The following is a 19650-nucleotide window of genomic DNA, read 5'->3' as shown; positions in this document are numbered from 1 at the left end:
GTAAATGATCAGCTAATGATAACTACACAAATGCTGCATGATCTTGAGCAAGATTCAGCAGTGAAAAAAAATTACGCAGCAGCAGGCAGCTGGGGACAAAATAAAATTGTATTCCTGCCCGTAGTGGTGTTAATTTTCAGTGCGTTTGCACTCTATTTTTTTTACGACCTTTCTAAAACCGACAGCAGCTACTCCACCTATACACTGGTTTGTGGCGCCCTGATATTGTTTTCCATAATAGCCATTGCCCTTATCCAGAAAAGTGCAAAGCAGCAGGTGATAAATAATATTGCGTCCGTACCGGTTTGTGTAGCGAAGAAGATATATGGCAACGATACCAACGGCATTTACTATTGCATTTATACCACCGGCAGCAAGCGCCACGACCCCACATTTATTGATGCGATCGCCGATAGGATATTTAATATCGACCATGAGCCGGAGGCGGCATCGTATAAGAAGGAAATAGATCGCCTGTTCAGCGTAAAGTTTGCAGATACCAATTCGGTGGCAGTACCGCTGCCAACCGGCTTTACAGATGGGGAGCAGGTATATCAGAAGCAATTTTCCACTGCCGCTTTAACTGCTGTAACAAAGGAGAATGACGGCAAATTTGCGGTACTGGCTTTTAACGGCCTAAGTGTGCCGGTATTGAAAGAAGCGTTTTAACTAAAAAAGGCGTCTCAATATTCTTGAGACGCCCTCTTTCTTCTCTGTTAATATGTCAGTAACAATTAGTGCCTGATCTATAAACCATTGAAATGAACTAATATTCCTTTGGAATGGGAAACAGTTGCACGCCCTCTGCCTCCCAGCCTTGAGGGTGAGGCTGTACAAAGTAGGGTTGCACTTTGTTCAGGTTGTATTTTTTGTATGGGATATACCAACCGAATGCACCTGTCTTGCTAAGGGTTTCATCATTTTTAAAGGCCCACTGATCTATTGTTCCGGCTTTGAGGAAATAAATAGTGCTGCTTTCTACCTCACCTTTACTCATAAACCCTTCGGCAGGTAAGTAATCGATATACACCCAGGTTTGAGGGATCACATTTTGGGCCAGATAAACTTGCTGCCCTGTGTTTGGATTATACATTAAGATATCGATCGGGTCGTTACTTTCAGGGTAATAGATATAAAACCCAAGTTGATTGGTGGCAGGATTCGCCCCAGGAGGCGTTACGTCTAAAAGGCTGCCGTTAATATTTATTAAAGGAAAGAAAAACTCCAGCTGGCTGGTAGATAGCGGCAGCGTTTTCTGCAATAGCTCTTTTCCACTTGCAGGGTCTTTAACACGCAGGATGGCTTCCTTTTTATCCCCAAAATAGGGATATACCTTGCTGAAGGAGATTCTTTTATTCTCCGGTAGTACATCTTTATCAAACAACACCGTATCCACGCTCACTTCCATATTCATATTGCTGATGTTGTACCCGTGAAAGGTGACACTGACGGCCTTCTTTGTTTCTATTTCCTTGTTGCAGGATGCCAGCGCTAATATGGTGAGTGAAGCAATGGCCAATACCTGTATATATCTTCTTATCATAAAACTAATTTAAAAGTTTATCTGCTGGTAATCATTAATAAACGTGCTACCTGCTTCTCCCAGTTCTGCTACACCAACTATTTGTGGCTTAACACTATTCAGAAAAGGAAAAAAAGCCCCTTCCCGGAGGGTGAATCCTGCGTCTTCGTAATAGCGGACGTTGGTACCTGATTTGAAAACCCTTGTATCAGGATTTATAAAGTATACTTTCCCATCTATTTCATGCCGGCCACCCTGGAAAACAGGTGCTTTCAAAAATTCAGAAAATACATACGGCTTTGCGGTAATTCTTGCCAGCTCTTCTTCCTTTTCACGTACCAGCTTTCCGTCGATTACAACATCATAATATTTAATGTAAGCGATATCTATATCTCCTGTATAACCGGAAATATCAGGCAGAAACAGGTAACTCGCCAGCCGGAAGCCTTCCGGGTTATTTGCTGGTGCAGTTGGCTTTTCGATTAATTTTCCACCTACATATATCAATTGAATCGTCAGGCTGTATTCACCTTTCTTTACTTGTTTCTCGTAAACCAGTTTACCGGTTTCTTTTTCTTTAATGGTCAGCTTTACACTTTCCTTTGCAGGAGGAAAGGTGTATTTATCAGTTCGATTAAAGCTTTGACCGGCAGCAATAAGGTACTCAAAGCTCAGTGTGTCTATCGTTAGTACCAACTCGCTGCTGCTGCCATTGAAGCCACTTGTCACAACAGAAAATGCTTCTTCCTTTATTACGAAGTTGTCATCCTTCTGACAGGCACACAGCAGGATCAACGCGGAAATACATGTATATATAAACTTCATACTTTTTATTTTTGAACCGGTTATCAAAGTGAATAAGAAACAGAGAAACTGAAAGAACGGCCTACTCTCCTGGTAAAGGTGTCTATATCTCCGATACGTGTTTTCGTTTTTCCATCAGCAGCAGTTTCATAGTACCCTTCTTCATACTTTTCAGAAAAACCAAATTTCCATTCGTATCTCTCGGACCACTCTGTGAAGCCGTATACGTTTTTCATATTGTCTTTCTCTTTATAGGTGGCGCCGGAGTTAATATAAAAACGATGAGGGTTGTCAAACAGGTTGCTCATGTTCAGTTTCACTTTTAATGACCGGTTTTTAAGGAAAGTATAACTTATCTGCGCATCCGTCTGGCCACGCGGGCGTTCGTATTCTACGTATTCGGGCCTCATACCCACTGTAAAAGTTTTATACCCCATGTGGTTGAATACCATGTTTAAACTTAACCGGTCATCATTGTACAATAAACCGATATTATACAGCACAGGCACCTGGCCATAAAGCGGACGTTTTTCCCTCAGCAGTGTTTTTTTGCGATAGGAATAATTTAATTCCTCTTTGTCGTATGGACCTTCACCGAAGCCCTGGTACTCAAACCTGCTGGCCTGTACTTCTGAATTCTGCAATGTAAGGTTACCGCTGAGGTATATATTCTGCAGGGGTTTCCATCCGGCGTATAAAAAGCCCAGGCTTTTGCGAAGATCAAATTCGAACCCTTTAACCTTAGCCCAGTCTGAGTTACCCGTTATGGCATCTATAGATTGACTCGAATTGGTAACGTCCAGGTACAATTCCACAGGGTTTTTAAAATATTTGTAGAAATAGCCCACCGATATTACTTCTCCCACAGCAGGATACCATTCCAGTTTCGTATCATAGTGATCAATGATAGTAGATAATACCCCTGTATTATGCTGGATACGCCCGATGGTGGGATTAAGCCGGGAGAAACCGGAGTTCTCGATCAGCGAAGGTCTTACAACAGACTGCGCATAGGAAACACGTATATTAACGTTTGGTAATGGCGTTACAGTAATGTTTGCAGAAGGGAGGTAGCGCCATTTTTGCTCTTCCGTAGCCGCATCCAGATACTTGTGTACCAACTCTCCGGTTTCCGGATTTATGTAGCGTCTTTTTGCTTCGGCCTGTTGTTCGATCGTTTGGCTGATGGTGCTTGTAGCGTCTTTTATTTCCTCATATACATAGGATTCTACCCTCATCCCCCAAATCAACCGGAGCCATTTACTGATACGATTGTCTACCATCCCGAAAAATGCCGCATTGGTATTTTTCCCTTCATAATTGTTTAAAGAAAAACCTCCGGGATAATAGTATATATCGTTTAAAGGGTCCTTAAAATCGAAATACTTCGTCCATTCGTGTACGGGAATACCACTGTACCGGTTGCCATTCAATGAACCAATTGGCAGAATGTCCCACTCATACTTACCGTGGCGTTCCAGGTATTGATAGCCGGCCTTGATTTTTTGATCCTGGTTGCCTGCTCTGAAGTGATAGCTGAGTGCAACATCTGCCATCAGGTTACTTTCATCATATTTGTACTGTGCCCTGTTAAATGCTCCTACACCCGGATCTGTAACATTATTGGGAGCATACGTATACACGGTGGAATTGGCCGTTTTTTCCGGTCCTAACCCTGCTTCAACGGCATCGTACTCGTAATTGGCAATTTTGTTCCTCGCCAGGTTCCAGTCTATTATGAAATGTCCAAATTTGTGTTCACCTGTTAGTTTGTTCTGCAGGAGTTCAATAAATTTAGGACTGTCGTTTTCAAGCACGGCAGGATCATCTCCGAAGCCAATATCATTGCCCCAGCCTTCAGTGCGTATAAACCGGCTTTGAAATCCGCGGGAATAAAAATTGCGTGTAATGATCTTATGGTTCTTTGTCTGCCAGCCACCATTCACCAGGGCTGCCCAGGTGGTAGTAAAATTGTATTGTTTACTGGTAGTTCCATGTATTTCTTCACCTGTTTCAGCATCATAAGAATTGTTGCCATTCTTTGACCAGTTGCCTCTTTCGAAATGTGAGATGTCATCGATACTTTGTTCGTTGCGATAGCTCGCTGAGCCAACAAACCCGAGGCGGCCTTTACCCAGGCTATATGTTCTGCCAAGACTGAACTGATAGTTTTGCGATGGGCGGGCTGTATAGATACGGGTACCGAGGCGTTCTGTACCGCCTATCTTTTTATTTTGTTCTGCAATCATTTCAGGCGTGATAGGCGTAAGGCCGGATCCGGGAGGCGTTACATTTTCATACGGCCTGTTGGGATTATACCGGTCAAGTTGAAAGTAAAACAGGTCATCAGGAAAGCGGTCTTTTCTTCCGCCATCATCAAACCCAAGATAATCCTGCTTCCCCCGCTTATAGCCGAGAAATTCCTTCCCGGTACTGGCATCATTATATTTACCGCCGAAGTTGATACTGGTAAAATTTTTAGTGGGTATAGTCAGCGTATTGATCTGTACCAATCCCCCGCCGAAGCCAAAGCTCATATCAGGTGTATAACCTTTAGATACAATAATATTATCGATCAGGTTACTGGGAATGATATCAAATTCAAAATCACGCACCTGTACATCTGTGCTGGGAAGTGTAACACCATCCAGCATCGCTACATTGTAACGCTCTGCAATCCCGCGGATCACTACCCGGCGGTTATCGTTGGTACTTACACCTGAGATCCGCTTCAACACTTCTCCCACATTTTTATCAGGTGTGGCAGAGATCTGCTCAGATGAAATACCATTGGAAATTTCGGCGGTGTTCTTTTGACGGGTATACAAAGCGGCTACCCCTTCTTTCCTTGCGGAAGACACTACGGTAATCCCTGCCAGCTGCCCTTTCTTTCTTTTCAGTACAACGTTCAGCTCAAAAGGCTGATTATCCCTTACCTCTATTTCATTCACCTCTTTAGTACCATAACCAAGGTAGCTGACAATGGCTGTATAACTACCCTTTGGCAGGAAAACACTAAAGGAACCATCTTCACCCGTAGTTGTTCCTGTATTCCCGATACGGATAGTAGCGCCTGGCACGGGTTGCCCGTTTTCTTCATCTATGATCTTGCCGGTTACTTTACCCGGACCTCTTTTGGGAGCAGGGGTAACCTGGTCTGCACCTTTTTGCACAGATACTATTCTACCGGATTGTTTAAACTGAAGGCCGGTACGTTTTGTAATAACGTCCAGTATCTCCGGCAAAGCTCTGTTGGTTTCTTTGAAACTGAATCTCTCTTCCAGTTTATCTTTTATTTCCCGGCTGTTGTAAGCGAACGTAAAGCCGGTTTGCCGTTCCAGTAAATGAAAAATGTTTTCTAATGGTTGATTATCTGCCTGCAGGCTCACTTTCTGTTTGCCTGCATCCTGTGCGTGCAGCTGCGGAGATAGCAGCAATAGGCAAAATAACATCCGGGACAAACACCTGAGCAATGGCGCTTTTCCCTGGTTTCGGGCACAGGGTACAATTTTTTTCATACTTTTGAATTGGTTTTTATTATTAATAATGCCCGGTATTGTCATTTGCGATGCGTACCGGGTGTTTTATTTTCCTGCTTGTCTGGATTGAATAAGAATGACTCCTTCTTTTTGCGTAATGGTTAATCCGTAGATATGCCGCATACTTTCCAGGATATTATCAAGGGATTCTCCGGCCTCAAACCTGGCGGTACAATATTGATCCTTACCAATTTCCCCGATCACTTTCATGGGTACATTAAATCTGCGTTCGAGCGCTCCAATTACTTCCGGCAGCGGTTCATCTCTGAATTGTAATATCCCTTCCCGCCATATGTTGTACAGGGATGCATCCGTTTGAGTTGTCTGAAACTCCTCCTTTCCGGCTATCCACACAGCACGCTGGTTTTGCGCAAGGGTTACGGATTGTCCCCCCTTACCGGAAAACTGCACTTTACCGGTAGCTACAGTTACTGCAACAGGTACCTGGTGATAGGCTTCTATATTAAAGGATGTTCCCAGCACACGAACAGTGGCTTCGGGAGTATGCACTACAAATGCACGGGCAGGATCTTTCCGTACTTCAAAGAAGCCTTCTCCTTCTAAATAAATTTGCCGTATGGAATCTTCTTCCCACTCTGCCGGCACTTTCACCAGTGACCCGGCGTTGATCCAGATCTGTGTACTATCCGGCAGGGTAATAAGCTTTCTTTGACCATTGGGAACAGTATAAGTGACCAGGGCGATCGCTTTTGTGGAAGATTGTTTTAAAGAAGGATATAACCACCAGCACAAACTGATGATCCCTGCAACAGCTGCCGCCGCACCTGCTTTCTGCCATAGCCGGAATACGTTTGGTGGATATAGTGTTCGTTGTTTTGCAGGGAGCTTCGTTTTGAAATCCTGCCAGGCATCCATCGCATAAAAAGGAGAGGCTGTATCTTGCTGTTCTGCCCGTACGCGGCGAAGCCAGGGAATCAATGCAGCATACGCCGCCTGCTGCCGGGTAAGTTCTTCCCATTTGGCCAGTTCCTTTTTTGTAGCAGTTCCTTTAAGTATTTTATGGATCAGGCTCCAGTCCAGTTCATTATCTTTAGACATTGATGTTACCGGGATTTACAGCCCCTTATTCATATGGAGACATCAAAGGGCCCCAGCGGCTCACTCTGGCATATTAACTCAATGTTAACTCTTAATGCGATCTCGAATAAAGCAGGAAAAGTACTACAGACAATCCTTTTAACTGAAGCATGGCACGGTACACATGGTTCTTTACCGTTCTTTCGGAAATTCCGAGCCGTTGAGCAATCTCGGGGTAAGAAAGCCCTTCTATTTTATTTAACCGGAAAATATACCTGCGTTGCGGTGGTAGTTGGTTGATATAAGCAGCCAGGTGATCTATGCTAACATGGGTTTCTTCATCCGGTTCAATCCAGTTGTTTTCGTATTCCTTAACTGTTTCATTGGTGAGTTCGAGCGAAGCCGGTACACGGCCGTTCATTTTCAGGCGACGCAGGGTACGGTGCCGGGTCATGGCAAAAAGGTATTGCCGTAAACTTTCTTTCACTTCTATAGATTGCCGTTTTTCCCAGAAGGTCAGAAATACATCAGCTGCCACTTCCTGCCCATCCGCTTCACTTTTCAACAACCTCCCCGCATAACGGCTTAAAAGGCTGTAATAGCGTAAAAACACCACTTCCAGGGCTTTATCATCGCCTTCACGAATGGCGTTAAATAAAAGTAACTCTGCGCCGGTATCCTGCATTTAGTTTTTGATATATCCGCACAAAATTAGATGGATTCCCTGTTTATTGATAATAAATTATTGTAACCGGTGCAAAAGAAAAGGCGCCTCAATAACTTTGAGACGCCTTCTTTGAATTATTTATATCCCTTATCTCGCTATATCAATCTTCACTTTCTTATTCTTGATCTTCTCATTCTTAATCATCTCCAGCGTATTCTGCACTTTCGATTTCACCACGGCTACAAAGGAGAAGAAATCTTTTACTTCAATTAAACCGATATCTTCTTTTTTAAGATGCGCCTGTTTTGACAGGAAGCCCACGATATCCACTTTATTCACTTTATCCTTTTTACCGGCGGCGATAAAAATAGTTGTCCATTTGGGTTTGTCCGGGATGGTGGAAGTAGCGGGCAATTCGATGTTTTCTACCACTTCATCCGCGAGGTAAGGCATCCGTTTTTCATCGGGCGACAGGATAAGGATCGCTGTGCCACTGGCTTCCATCCTGGCGGTACGGCCGTTACGGTGTGTCCAGCTGTCTTCCGTATGTGGCAGGTGGAAATGCACGATATAACGGATATTCGGAATATCAAGACCACGGGCGGCCAGATCGGTAGTGACCAATACGTTTACAGACCCGTTACGGAACTTGCAGAGGGCTGCATCGCGTTCCTGTTGCTCCATAGCGCCATGATAGAAAGTATTGATAATACTTTTTTCAGACAGCATTTTACTGGTGCGTTCCACTGCTTCGCGGTGATTGCAGAACACAATGGTAGAGCGGTTGCCCAGGTAGCAGATGAGGCGGAAAAGGGTTTCCACCTTATCATTTTCCGGCGACAACACTTCCTTGATCGTTAAACGGGCGGCGGGAGTGCCTTCTTCCGGGAGGAAGTCCAGCTTCTCCGGGTTTTCCAGCGCCAGGAAATCAGGGATGTCCACTGATTCTGTGGCGGAAGTCAGTATCCGTTTTTTGATATTGGGGAGTGATTCAATAATGAAAGACACTTCCTCCTGGAACCCGAGTTCCAGGGTTTTATCAAACTCGTCGAGTACCAGCGTTTCAATAGCTGCGGTAGTGATATTTTCCCTGCGGATGTGGTCTCCCAGGCGGCCGGGGGTACCTACAATCACTGCCGGTGGTTGTATCAGGTTGTTCTCTTCTGTTTCCCTCAGGTGTCCGCCATAGCAGGCGGTGATCTTATAGCCGGTGCCCATCAGCTTGAACACTTTCTCTATCTGTAAGGCCAGCTCACGGGAGGGCACCACGATCAGGGCCTGGGTATTTTTATTGGCTGGATCGAGGTTCTCCAGGATGGGCAGCAGGAATGCCAGCGTTTTACCGGAACCCGTAGCCGACAACAGGATAACATCATTGTGATGCTTGTTTGCGTCCACTGATGCCTGCTGCATTTCATTGAGTGAATCGATCTTTAGATTGGTAAGAATATTACCTAATGAGTATTTTTCTTTTTGCATTGCCGCAAAAGTACGAAGATTAACGGGTTTTACCTGCACAAATGCATCGGATCGCCCGCCGGATAACTGAAGGTATTGCGGACTACCCACCTGGCTTTGTAGATCTTCCAGCCCTTTTGGATAAACAGCCGCTTACCTTTGGCATCCAGCACCTCATCCGTCCACCAGGATTCTTTTGGCCGGATCACAATGGTGGGAAGGCCATCCCCGGCGGATGAAACGCATTTAATGTTGTCCTGCAACACATCTGCCTTCGTGAGCTTTTGGGTAATAACATCAAATTTATATACGTTGGTGGTGTTGGTCAGCCATAGCTTATTTTCGCCATATACCGGAAAGAGATCATGCGCCTCTGTTCCGGGAAGGGAAAAAACAGTATCCTGTACCAGGTCAGGCGCATTGCAGTTGAAGTTATACCTGAATGAATGCATATGTTCCCTGGCGGCAGACCAGAGTCTTTGCTGCTTCGCATCCCACACCACATTATGCCCGAAATCAATGGGTATTTTTTTCGTATATACGTTATCGGGGAAATGAATGGTATCTGTTTTAAACACCATCAGGTAGTTACCGGTGCTGGAAGCGCTCACTATATTACCATCCGGCAACAGCTCAACAGAATGCGTATTACCGCCTGCATAAGCATAAAACACCGTTTTCTTATCTGCTACCCTGATCAGCGCCACGCCGCCGCCAGAGGCATTCATTAACACATACTCGTTGTTATATACCATTTTGGCGTCGCTGGGATTGCTGAACCATTTTACATGCGCCGGCTGTACATTGGAGTTTTCCGGCTTCCATTCCCAGATCACCGTGCCGGCAGGCATTGTTGCTATTGCAATCCGGTGCTGCGACTGCTCCGCTATTACCATGCATTGATTACATGCCGCTACAGATGTATCCGGGTTATTTCCCACCGGGGCAATACTGCTTTTGCCGGAAGCGGCGGTGGCCAGCAAACAAATCATGGCGGCCAAAAAGGATCTTCTTTTCTTCATTGTTAGTAAGATATATCACCACATTTGGCTGTGGCGCCACATAATTACAATTTTTTCCGGGGAATAAAAAGGATCTCCCGGCATGCAATTGCCCCATTTTTCTTACTTTCAACATATGAAAACACCTTACATATTACTGGCGCTTGGCGCAGGCATCTTTGCATCCTGCCAACAACAGGGCCAGCAGCAGCAAACCAACGTTGTAAAAGATTCATTACCACCGGTGGTGGAAAAAGAGAAATCCAACCATTGCTTCGAAAAAGTACTGGGCAGGGACACCATCCAGCTCAGGTTAACGATGCACGACAGTGTAGCCACCGGCACACTGGTATATAATTATTTTGAAAAAGATAAAAATACCGGTGAATTTAATGGCCTTATCAGCAACGGCATCGTCCGCGGAAAATATGTTTTCTTCAGCGAAGGCGTGGAAAGCTCCCGTCAGGTGATCTTCAAAATATCCGACCACGAAGCATATGAAGCGTTACCCGACAGTATCGACCACCAGGGATTACCGGTGTTCAATACCCGGAATGAAGCGCTGAAATTTGATAATATCCCATTAGTGGAAGGCGCGTGTAAATAACGCGCCATTCCTCCTATTTCTTCATCTCCGCGATCCATTGCCGGATCAACTCCACTCCTTCCGTATGCACAACCGTACGCGCCAGTTCCGGCATAGCAGTACCCGGCTCCACACTATTCATGCGGTAAGCCAAAATAGAATGCAACGGGTCGCCGGGGATCACGTCGTAATCAAGTCCGCCGGCGCCACCACCCGCAGAAACGGGCGACTTCATTATGCCAAGATGATCCGGGGTAGTTTGTTCATATTCCAGGAATAAACCGGTATTGAATGCATCGCCACCTTTGGTGTGACAGTGCGCGCAGTTTACATCAAGATAAGCACGGGCACGTTCATTCACGGTGTAATGAATACTATCCTTCCAATCGGGCAGCTGCGGCACCTTATCCAGTGAAGGCATTCCCGCCAGCAAACCATTGGCGGCCCATTGCTGCAGCTGGTTCTGCGTTTGCCCGTGGCGCACAAAATTAAGATTGCGTGCTTTGGGACCAATAGGCGTAAGCACACTGTTATTAATATGACAGCGTTTACAATCATTGGTGTTAGGCATCTGGTACAAGGTCGATTGCTGATGCCCGTTGTCGTCCAGGAAAGTGATAGGGATCTTTTTTCCCAGGATCCATTTCTCTGCATCCTGCTGATTGTTGTTCCAGAGATAGTTCATCACTTTCCACTGCTGGTCTGCCGGATCTTTGAACAGCAGGCGCGTTTCTATCATGATCTTTTCATGCGCCGGGTTGGTATACGCAAAGTTTTTAATGATAAAAGTAGAATCCGGAAAATCGAGCGCGCCATGATCTGTGTAGTCTGCCGTTTTTCCTTCCGGCAATACAATGAAGCGGTCTTTCACCGCATAGTCGGTGAACAGTGGCGTCACCAGTTCATAATTCACTACGCCTTTACGCGGCTGCAGGGCTTTGAGCGCGCCGGTAAAAAATCCGTATTCAGATAGTTTTTGTTTAAACTGGAACGGACCCGCGGGCGCAGACCGTTGCTGACAGCTCTGTGTGGCGGCAATCCATAAAATTAAACACATCACCAATAAACAAGACTTCCTCATCTCCCTAAAAAAATTTAATAAAAACACTATTTACATACATAAGGCGCAACATCGGTACTGGGCTTCCAGTTTTTCGATGTCATGTTCATGGCATCCACATTTACAAATAAATTAGGCCCCGTTTGCCGGATGCAGAGCGAATCAGGATTCACAGCCGTACCTTTTGTAAGAATATTGGTGGTAATACCATCATAGGTAATGAAAGGCAGGCGGGCATTTTTACGCGCGGGATCATCTGCATTTAATTTCTGTTCTATGCCCACCAGGATCTTCCCGGTATGATGCTCATATACGGCCGGCGGGAAAGCGGCGCCCACTTCCATGATGTTGTCATGTATATGCACATTGCGGGGAATCGGGAAATAGTGATCATTGATTTTGGCCCCTGCTTTTTCATCAATAAAAAAACCAGATACCACAGAAATAGCGCTGGAGTTATTATTGATGATGCGGTTGTTGTACAGCTCTATATCAGACGCTGCGAGGATCACCACACCACTGCCGGGAGCGGCGTTGCCCACGCCCCAGGTAGAACCGAAGCTGCCGGATTTGGCAAAGTTCTTTTCGTTGTTATCGTGCATATAGTTGTTGTACGCCTTTACAAAACCACCGCGTTTCGACAGGTCGGGCAAATCAAAAATGAGGAAGCCGGCGGTATTGCCCCAAAACTCATTATCGTACACCTGTGCATGCGAGGTATTTTCTATTTCGCAACCGGCTACATTTTTAAATGCCTTGCATTTACGTACGATGGCGCTGTCGGTTTGTCCTACATAGATGCCGGCGTCGGAAGCGCCCTGAGCATAGCAGTTTTCTACCAGCACATCTTTACACATCACGGGATAAATGGCGTATCCGCCGCTGGTGGAGTCGGACACAGACCAGATAGCATGTACATTGGTTACCACTACCCTTTCGCTTTTATTAATCTTGATCAGATCCCCTTTGGAGTCGCGCAGGGTAAGGCCATCGATAGTAAAGCCTTTTACATCCGTTACCCGGATGCCTTCCCCACCCTGGCTCTGGGCCGAAAAGTCGAAGATGGTTTTATCCGGACCGGCGCCCTGGATCAGGATATGATTTACCTGTGCAATACTGAGGTTATCAAATTTATATGTCCCTTCTTTTAGGGTGATACTGCTGCTGTCTTTCAGCGACAGAAAGGCTTCCGCAATTTTTGTTTCCTCGCCGGGACCAAACTGAAGCCGGGTTTTATACCCGCTTTTCTCCTGTACATCCGGACCCTGGCAGGCTGCCAGCAGGGCAATCAATAACAAACAGATAGGATATCGTTTCATATTTGAAATATTTATTTAGATAAATCAGAAAACATTGTAAGCGAAGGTGACGTAGTACATACCTCCGATGGCCGGGCTGCCAAAGCCATTTCTGTAGTAAGTATTGGTGAGATTTACCCCACCCAGTTTAATCGTGGAATGCGCCTGCAGGAGCCGGTAGCTCACCTGTGCATCAATGACTGCCGAGGCGGGTACCGTACCGCTGCCAAAACCAATCTGGTAGAAATAGGCCGGTCTGTAACGGAAGGTAGTATTAAATGAGAATCTTTCCTTCTTACCAAAGCCGGTATTTCCAAAATCCACGTTGAATTTATAGTTGGGCGTATTGAAATTATTCACCTGGCTGTTATTCCTGTTTTTCAGGAAGTCGGACGAGAAGTTCACCTTTGCGAGGAAGTGGTGCGACAAATCCACGCTCACACTGGCGGCATAGCCATAGGTATTCACTTTTTCCGCGCCATTGTACGCAATATTATACTGGATATAGGTGCCATGATCCAGGAAGGCATTGGGATCTGCCGTACCGGGGGTGTTGGCCACATTTACATAACCGATGAAATTTTTCCAGGTAGAATAATAACCCAGCACGTCTATCAGCACCCGGCCGGCGATAAGGGACGAGTAACCTAACTCGAACGCATCTACGGACTGCGGTTTAATGTCATTCAAAGCAAACTGTTTCAGGTCGGCGGGATTCTTTGTGCGCTGGAAAGAATCCACGCTTTCCAGCGTATAGGCCGGGTATTTATTAAACTGGTATACGCCGTTGAGCAGCCTGTCGGAGCCGCCGGAAGCGAAGCTGTTGTAATCCACCGGGGTGCTTTGGAGCGACTGGATATTGGACGGAAAGCTATACGCATTCTGGTACGAGAAGCGGATAAAGCTTTCCTTGTTTACTTCCAGCACGGCAGATACCCGGGTAGTGATACGCGGTTTGGCGAACAAGGTATTTTTATCGTACCGGAAGGCGGCAGCCAGGCTCAGTTTTTCGCGGATTACTTTTTTGGTGAGATGGGCGTATGCGCTGTACTCCGCCACATCAATGGGGCTGTCGTTATCCGGGAACAGGGTGCCTTTGGAATCCAGCCGGTAAAGACGGTAATTCAGTCCTGCAATCAGCTCCGCAAATTTTACGAGGTGCGTAAAATTATACTGCGTTTCTGCATTAAACAGGCGGCTTTTATCGGTGAACAGGGTACCTCCTTTTGAGGTGGGGATGTTGGAGATACTGTCTTTCAGATGCAGGAACTGCGCGCTGCCGGCGTCGGGGCGGCCCTGGTCGGCGAATGCCCTGGCCAGGTTGCTGGCATCGATATAGCTTTGGCCCTGCGACATGGCTTCCAGCAAAGCGCTGGTATACTGCGGGTACCAGCCATCGCCGGTGTTGCCGTCGTAGCTGGGCTTCCAGGCTTCGTTGATCAGCTGCGCCGTGGGCATGGCAATAATGGTACGACCCGAATTTTCGCGGGAAGTATAGGCCCGTACAAACCAATGTTCTGCTTTTAATTCAGCGCGGTATTGTCCCAGGTGGAAGTCTTTGAGTGCATAGCGGGTATCATTGCTGTATACCGCGTTGCCTTGCCCGTAGGTACCGGACACGATGGCCTCCAGCTTCGGTTTAATCTTATAACGCAGTTCCACATTGGCTTTGAACATTTTGGCATCGCTGCTCAGGTAGCCGTATTCGGGGTAGCCGGTGCGGGCTACCATATGCCTGCCTTCCGCGAGCATGGGCGAAATGATAGGTTCCAGTTCCGGCACCTGCGCCAGGGCCCCTTCCAGGAAAGGGTTGATGTCTACAGATGTTTTGCTGCCGTAAATATTTACGCCGTTATAGTTAGGGTCCTGCCTGGGGCCACCGGGACCATTGGTGTTGGTGGTATCGTTCGCCATCCAGTCTTTCGCCTGGGTGTACTGCACATTTATTTTAAAGGCGAACTTGTCGTTTACCTTTTTGCCCCAGCGCACGGTCCAGTCGTAGTAAGGCGATGGCCCCAGCGGATCGTTGGCCTTCCCTTTTTTAACGTGATTCACCCCTTGCGTGATCTGCGCGCTGAGGCCCTGGTATTTGAACGGGTCCTTGCCGGTCATCACCATTGTGCCATTGAGGCCGCGGGAGCCATACAAGGCAGACGAGGCGCCGGACAACACTTCGAGGTTGTCCACGTCCAGTTCCGTGAGGCCAATAATAGCGCCGATGGGGAAGTTGAGACCGGGCGCCTGGTTGTCCATTCCATCCACAATCTGGGTGAAGTTGGTGTTACCGCTGGTATTGAAGCCGCGGGTGGTAATGGTGGTGAACAGGAGGCTGGAGGTGGTAACATCCACGCCTTTGAGGCCCTGCAGCATATTATAGTAGCTGGGCTGCGGGGAGTTGATGATGTCTTTGCTGCTGATCCTTTCAATGGTAACCGGGGATTCTATTTTCTTTTGTACAAACCGGCTGGCAGAAACCACCACTTCTTTTCCCAGTACCGATGCGGGCGACAGCTCAATGCGCTGGAAGCCGGGACCCGAAATGATGATTTCTTTTGTTTCAAAGCCTACCGATGACAGTATAAGGGTAACAGGATAATTTTTCCGGGTGGAGAATTTGAAGTTTCCCTGGTCGTTGGTATAGTCGCCGTTCTGTGCTTCCTTCATGGTAACAGAAACAACGGGCACTACTTCCTGGGTAACGCTGTTACGAACGTTGCCCGAAATCACAATCTGTGCATTAACCGTAAGGCATACCCCAAACAGGCAAACCATACTTATAATTATGGATCTTAACATCGGCAGGTGGGATTTAGATGGCTTGGTTGTGTATCATTTTATCGCCTTATGGGCATAGCGATATTACCAAAATACCGGGACTGAAAGTATTGGTACCATTGACTTTGGGGCGAAACCGGGGCTATTGGGGGTAAAAATCAGGACGTGGGGGCGAATCTTTCCTGGAAGGCGTTTAAACAGGTAGCCGATACCGGCACACAGATGTCATGAAGACCCTCCAATTCCAGGTAATGTCCTTTTGTATTTTTCTTAAAAAGAACCACTTTGGAGATGTTCACCAGGTAAGAGCGATGTGCGCGCACAAAATTATCGGGCGACAGGTACGATTCCAGTTTCTTCAGGGACGTTCTGATGAGTTCTTTGCTGATCGTATTTCCGGAGATATAAAAAACCTGCACATAGTTATCTTCTGCTTTCATGAGCAGTAACTTCCCAGGGTGCAGGGTGAGTACGGGTTTATCATGTTCGTCACGGATCAGGATACAGGGATCGCCGGTTTTGATCACCTGTTCCTTTTCCAGGCTTTTGAGCTGGGCCATCTTCTCCCTGGTAAAAAACCACAGGAGGGAGATGCAGTAAGGCAGCGGTAAAATAAGCGCGATATAACGAAGGGTGGTGATAAACTCCGCCCAGGTAAGGAAAAAAGTATCTGTAAGGGTTACATCCACAATGGTAACCATAACGGCCACGCCTACAATTTCACCCAGGAACCAGCAGAGGTAAGTGGCGTTGGTGAGCTTGCGGCGCCATTTTAACCGGGCCAGCCCAAACTGTGAGATGGTAAGTACTACCACCCCGCATAAGGTAAATATGAGGAACAATGCCATCAGGGATAGCTGTTGTCCTTCATACCACATATTAATATTAAAGGGCAGGAAGATATACATGAACAGGAAGCTGAAAACGCTGCAGAATGCGATCAGGGAAATCCTGTTGGCTACGGAATCCAGTAAAGTAAAGCGGGGTTGCTCTGCAGTATACCGGGAAATGAGTGGCAAAGTAGGCAAGCTTTTCATGTAGTGGATGATTTACTTTAATTAAGTTAAGTAAAAAAGCCGGAATCCGGATGCAGTGAAGGTTAAAACCGGGGCTCCTCTCCCGGCTTCAGTTCTTTTCCCCGCAGCTTTTCGGCTGTGGCAAAAGCGTCGTCCGGCAATGCCTTGAACCCCTTAGGCGCTTTGGCCGCAGGTCCTTTGTAAATGCCGATGAAAGGCTTCGGGAAGGTTCTGCGGGTAACGGGGTCGGTCATACGAAAAAACTGCGGATACCAGCCCTGAACGGGGCTGTTGTCCGGCAGCGGTTTTTCTGCGGCCTTATTCCTGTTGGCGAGTATAGCATCCAGGGAGATGTGACTGACAGCGGCCGCCGAAAAGAAATAAACTTTTCGCCCGATCAACCTGCCATTCTTTGCGCCCTTGAAAACACCGGCGTGGTGCCATTCTGTGGAAAATACGCTCAGTTCCTTTGCCGATATTTTAGTATTGAATTGCTTCGACAGCAATACTGCTACTTCACCGGCTTTCAATAAACCCTTTGCTTCGGCATCCTGGTAATTCTCAGACTTTCCCTGCCGCAGGTAATCACTCCTTTTCATGCCGGAAAGATACAATTAAGTGATATAAAAGCAGGCCCACCGGTGAATAATGCGGTCTTTTCAATAATCTGGCATATGTGTTGATGTTACGGGGCGTATATCCCCAACGGTTCCGCCTGAAAAACTGATGGAATCATTCAAGGAACTGCATCATATCATCTTAAAACAAGAAAAATGGCAAACAAAAGTACTACCGGCAAGAAAGCGGCTGCTGCAAAAGCACCGGCAAAGAAAGCAGCTGCAAAGGCCCCTGCAGCCAAAGCACCTGCAGCTAAAGCGCCCGCTAAGAAGGCAGCACCAGCCAAAGCAGCCGCCACAAAACCAGCTGCCGCTAAAAAAGCAGCAGGCGCCTCTGCCGGTTCCGGTCTTAAAAAACCACTCACACCCTCTGCAGAACTGGCCGCTGTTATTGGTACCACGGCATTGCCAAGAACCGAGATCGTAAAAAAAGTATGGGATTACATTAAGAAGCACAATCTGCAGGATACTGCCAACAAACGCATGATCAATGCAGATGATAAGCTGAATAAATTATTTGGCGGAAAGAAGCAGATCTCGATGTTTGACCTGGCCAAAGTGATCAGCGTTCATGTGAAATAAATACCGGGCAAAGTAAGGTTAACCGGCAATAAGAGGGCGCCTCCGGCTAAATACCGGAAGCACCCTGTTGTTATTTTATGCCCTCCCCACTCAGGAAGCAGGTTCATATTTCATTCTCAGGATCTCTTCTTCAATATCCACCAGCTCATGATACTTCCGGATCAGCTCATGCGCCGTAGCAGGATCCTTGTTTAGCTCGTGCAATACGCTACGCTGGTGATTCAACATCTTCAGGTATACTTTCTTATATAAAAGATGGTCCACCCCTTCTATTTTATTGTGCATGGACACGGTTTTGCGATGCTCCAGGTCTTCCCGCAGCTGTTTCAGCGAGGGATTTGCCTTTACCTCTTCAGGATAATGATTATCCAGGAAACGGATGCTTCCTTCCAGTAACCGGTCGCGGATAATCCGCTCCTGTTCTTCCACGGGAAGGTGTTTGTCCGGGTCTTCCATGTCCACCCATTTGATCACGAAGGGCAACGAAAGCCCCTGCGCCACCAGCGTAAGCAGGATCACCGTAAAGGTGATGAACAGGATCAGGTTGCGTTGCGGGAAAAGCGCGCCGTTATCCATGTATACCGGGATGGATAACGCCGCCGCCAGCGACACCACTCCCCTCATGCCCGCCCAGCCTATGATAACAGGGCCTTTCCAGCCCGGCCGGCTATCGGCAGTAGTGATATATCTGCTGATAAAAACGGTGAATGCGGAGGCCGACAGCGTACAAAGCAGGCGGGTCACAATCAGCACCACAGTGATAATAACGCCGTATTTAATTGCTTCCGAAAGGCTCACAGTACCCAGTTCTTTGATGATCACAGGCAGTGCCAGCCCGATGAGCATAAACACCAGTCCGTTCAGCATAAATCCCAGCGTGGCCCATACATTGGCGCCCTGTAGCCGGCTCCGGTAACTCAGGATATGCTGGCTCCGGGAAGAGAGGAACAATCCGCCGCTTACAACGGCCAGTACACCAGAACCATGAAAATATTCGGCCGTAATATACATTACGTAAGGCGCTGTAAGAGTCAGGATCACATCCATCTCCGTACCTGTAGGCAGCCAGCGGTGAACCGCATAATATAACAACGCCACCAGCAAACCAATGGCAATACCCATCACAATGGCCACCACAAAGCCCGTTGCCGCTTCATGCAATACAAATACACCGGTGGTTACAGCCGTTCTGGCAAAGGTGAACACAATCAAACTGGAAGCGTCGTTCATCAGGCTTTCCCCTTCCAGGATGGCGGAAATCCTTTTCGGTACTTTCACGTATTTCAGGATGGTAGTGGCAGATACCGCATCCGGCGGCGATACAATACCGCCCAGCACAAAGCCCAATGCCAGCGAAAATCCCGGGATCAGCGCATGCGATACTACCGCTACTACGCCGGAGGTAACAATCACGATTAAAAAAGCAAAAATGGAGATCACCCGCCGCCATCGCCAAAGTTCTTTCCACGAAGTATACCACGCCGCTTCATATAATAATGGCGGCAGGAAAATCAGCAGGATCAGTTCAGGGTTGATTTCAATGGAAGGAAAAAGCCTCAGCATGCTGAGTCCCAGTCCGCCGAGCACGAGAATGATCGGATAGGCAATTTTCAGCTTCTGCGCAATCATCACCAGGACCAAAATAAAAAAGATCAGTAAAATGTGTTGGATAACGGTAGTGAGCATA

General features: G+C 47.0%; 16 protein-coding genes. 3 read left to right on the top strand and 13 right to left on the bottom strand.

The genetic code is table 11. The features are described from left to right. Nucleotides 1–15 precede the first annotated feature (15 nt). Nucleotides 16–669 (top strand): hypothetical protein, encoded by a 654-nt coding sequence (locus V7S65_RS03385; protein WP_336386186.1) that lies wholly within the window; start codon nucleotides 16–18, stop codon nucleotides 667–669. A gap of 97 nt (nucleotides 670–766) precedes the next feature. Here V7S65_RS03385 and V7S65_RS03380 read toward each other — a convergent pair whose 3' ends face one another. The 7 genes from V7S65_RS03380 to V7S65_RS03350 all read right to left on the bottom strand — a co-directional run bounded on the left by V7S65_RS03380 (nucleotide 767) and on the right by V7S65_RS03350 (nucleotide 10050). Then, nucleotides 767–1543, bottom strand: a complete 777-nt coding sequence (locus tag V7S65_RS03380; RefSeq protein WP_336386187.1) for a hypothetical protein — start codon at nucleotides 1541–1543, stop codon at nucleotides 767–769. Between the two features lie 9 nt (nucleotides 1544–1552). Beyond that, nucleotides 1553–2347 carry a hypothetical protein gene (locus tag V7S65_RS03375; protein ID WP_336386188.1) on the bottom strand — a complete coding sequence of 265 codons (795 nt, stop codon included), beginning with the start codon at nucleotides 2345–2347 and terminating at the stop codon, nucleotides 1553–1555. Between the two features lie 23 nt (nucleotides 2348–2370). Further along, nucleotides 2371–5844, bottom strand: coding sequence for a TonB-dependent receptor domain-containing protein (locus V7S65_RS03370; RefSeq protein ID WP_336386189.1), 3474 nt, complete (start codon nucleotides 5842–5844; stop codon nucleotides 2371–2373). Between the two features lie 66 nt (nucleotides 5845–5910). Continuing rightward, the gene (locus V7S65_RS03365; protein ID WP_336386190.1) at nucleotides 5911–6924 is read right to left on the bottom strand and encodes a FecR family protein; all 1014 of its coding nucleotides are present in this window, start codon (nucleotides 6922–6924) and stop codon (nucleotides 5911–5913) included. A gap of 91 nt (nucleotides 6925–7015) precedes the next feature. Further along, on the bottom strand, nucleotides 7016–7588 hold the full coding sequence (locus V7S65_RS03360; RefSeq protein WP_111578856.1) for an RNA polymerase sigma factor: 573 nt from the start codon (nucleotides 7586–7588) through the stop codon (nucleotides 7016–7018). 129 nt (nucleotides 7589–7717) lie between these two features. Beyond that, complete coding sequence (locus V7S65_RS03355) at nucleotides 7718–9049, bottom strand: DEAD/DEAH box helicase (protein WP_079468224.1); 1332 nt, start codon at nucleotides 9047–9049, stop codon at nucleotides 7718–7720. Between the two features lie 29 nt (nucleotides 9050–9078). Then, entirely contained in the window at nucleotides 9079–10050 is a 972-nt protein-coding gene (locus V7S65_RS03350; protein WP_336386191.1) for a DUF6528 family protein, read from the bottom strand. Between the two features lie 115 nt (nucleotides 10051–10165). Between V7S65_RS03350 and V7S65_RS03345 the strand changes: the two genes are divergently transcribed. Then, entirely contained in the window at nucleotides 10166–10636 is a 471-nt protein-coding gene (locus V7S65_RS03345) for a hypothetical protein (protein ID WP_133256216.1), read from the top strand. A 13-nt stretch (nucleotides 10637–10649) separates the two neighbouring features. Here V7S65_RS03345 and V7S65_RS03340 read toward each other — a convergent pair whose 3' ends face one another. The 5 genes from V7S65_RS03340 to V7S65_RS03320 all read right to left on the bottom strand — a co-directional run bounded on the left by V7S65_RS03340 (nucleotide 10650) and on the right by V7S65_RS03320 (nucleotide 17363). Then, the gene (locus V7S65_RS03340) at nucleotides 10650–11696 is read right to left on the bottom strand and encodes an SO2930 family diheme c-type cytochrome (RefSeq protein WP_336386192.1); all 1047 of its coding nucleotides are present in this window, start codon (nucleotides 11694–11696) and stop codon (nucleotides 10650–10652) included. Nucleotides 11697–11722: 26 nt separating this feature from the next. Continuing rightward, on the bottom strand, nucleotides 11723–12994 hold the full coding sequence (locus V7S65_RS03335) for a parallel beta-helix domain-containing protein (protein ID WP_336386193.1): 1272 nt from the start codon (nucleotides 12992–12994) through the stop codon (nucleotides 11723–11725). Nucleotides 12995–13018: 24 nt separating this feature from the next. Beyond that, nucleotides 13019–15769, bottom strand: coding sequence for a TonB-dependent receptor (locus V7S65_RS03330; protein ID WP_336386194.1), 2751 nt, complete (start codon nucleotides 15767–15769; stop codon nucleotides 13019–13021). A 137-nt stretch (nucleotides 15770–15906) separates the two neighbouring features. Further along, nucleotides 15907–16785 carry a LytTR family DNA-binding domain-containing protein gene (locus V7S65_RS03325; protein WP_111578861.1) on the bottom strand — a complete coding sequence of 293 codons (879 nt, stop codon included), beginning with the start codon at nucleotides 16783–16785 and terminating at the stop codon, nucleotides 15907–15909. A gap of 62 nt (nucleotides 16786–16847) precedes the next feature. Next, nucleotides 16848–17363 carry a hypothetical protein gene (locus tag V7S65_RS03320; protein WP_079468231.1) on the bottom strand — a complete coding sequence of 172 codons (516 nt, stop codon included), beginning with the start codon at nucleotides 17361–17363 and terminating at the stop codon, nucleotides 16848–16850. A gap of 174 nt (nucleotides 17364–17537) precedes the next feature. On the opposite strand from V7S65_RS03320, the gene V7S65_RS03315 reads away from it, so the two are divergent. Beyond that, a complete protein-coding gene (locus V7S65_RS03315; protein ID WP_336386195.1) occupies nucleotides 17538–17963 on the top strand; it encodes an SWIB/MDM2 domain-containing protein in 426 nt (141 codons plus the stop codon). A gap of 90 nt (nucleotides 17964–18053) precedes the next feature. On the opposite strand, the gene V7S65_RS03310 is transcribed toward V7S65_RS03315, so the two are convergent. Further along, nucleotides 18054–19649: a Na+/H+ antiporter gene (locus V7S65_RS03310; protein ID WP_336386196.1), complete on the bottom strand. Its 1596-nt coding sequence runs from the start codon at nucleotides 19647–19649 to the stop codon at nucleotides 18054–18056. Nucleotide 19650: the final 1 nt, after the last annotated feature.

The organism is Chitinophaga sp. CCNWYY40 (assembly GCF_037483205.1).
Classification (GTDB): domain Bacteria; phylum Bacteroidota; class Bacteroidia; order Chitinophagales; family Chitinophagaceae; genus Chitinophaga; species Chitinophaga ginsengisegetis.
This window is presented reverse-complemented; position numbering and strand designations above follow the sequence as displayed.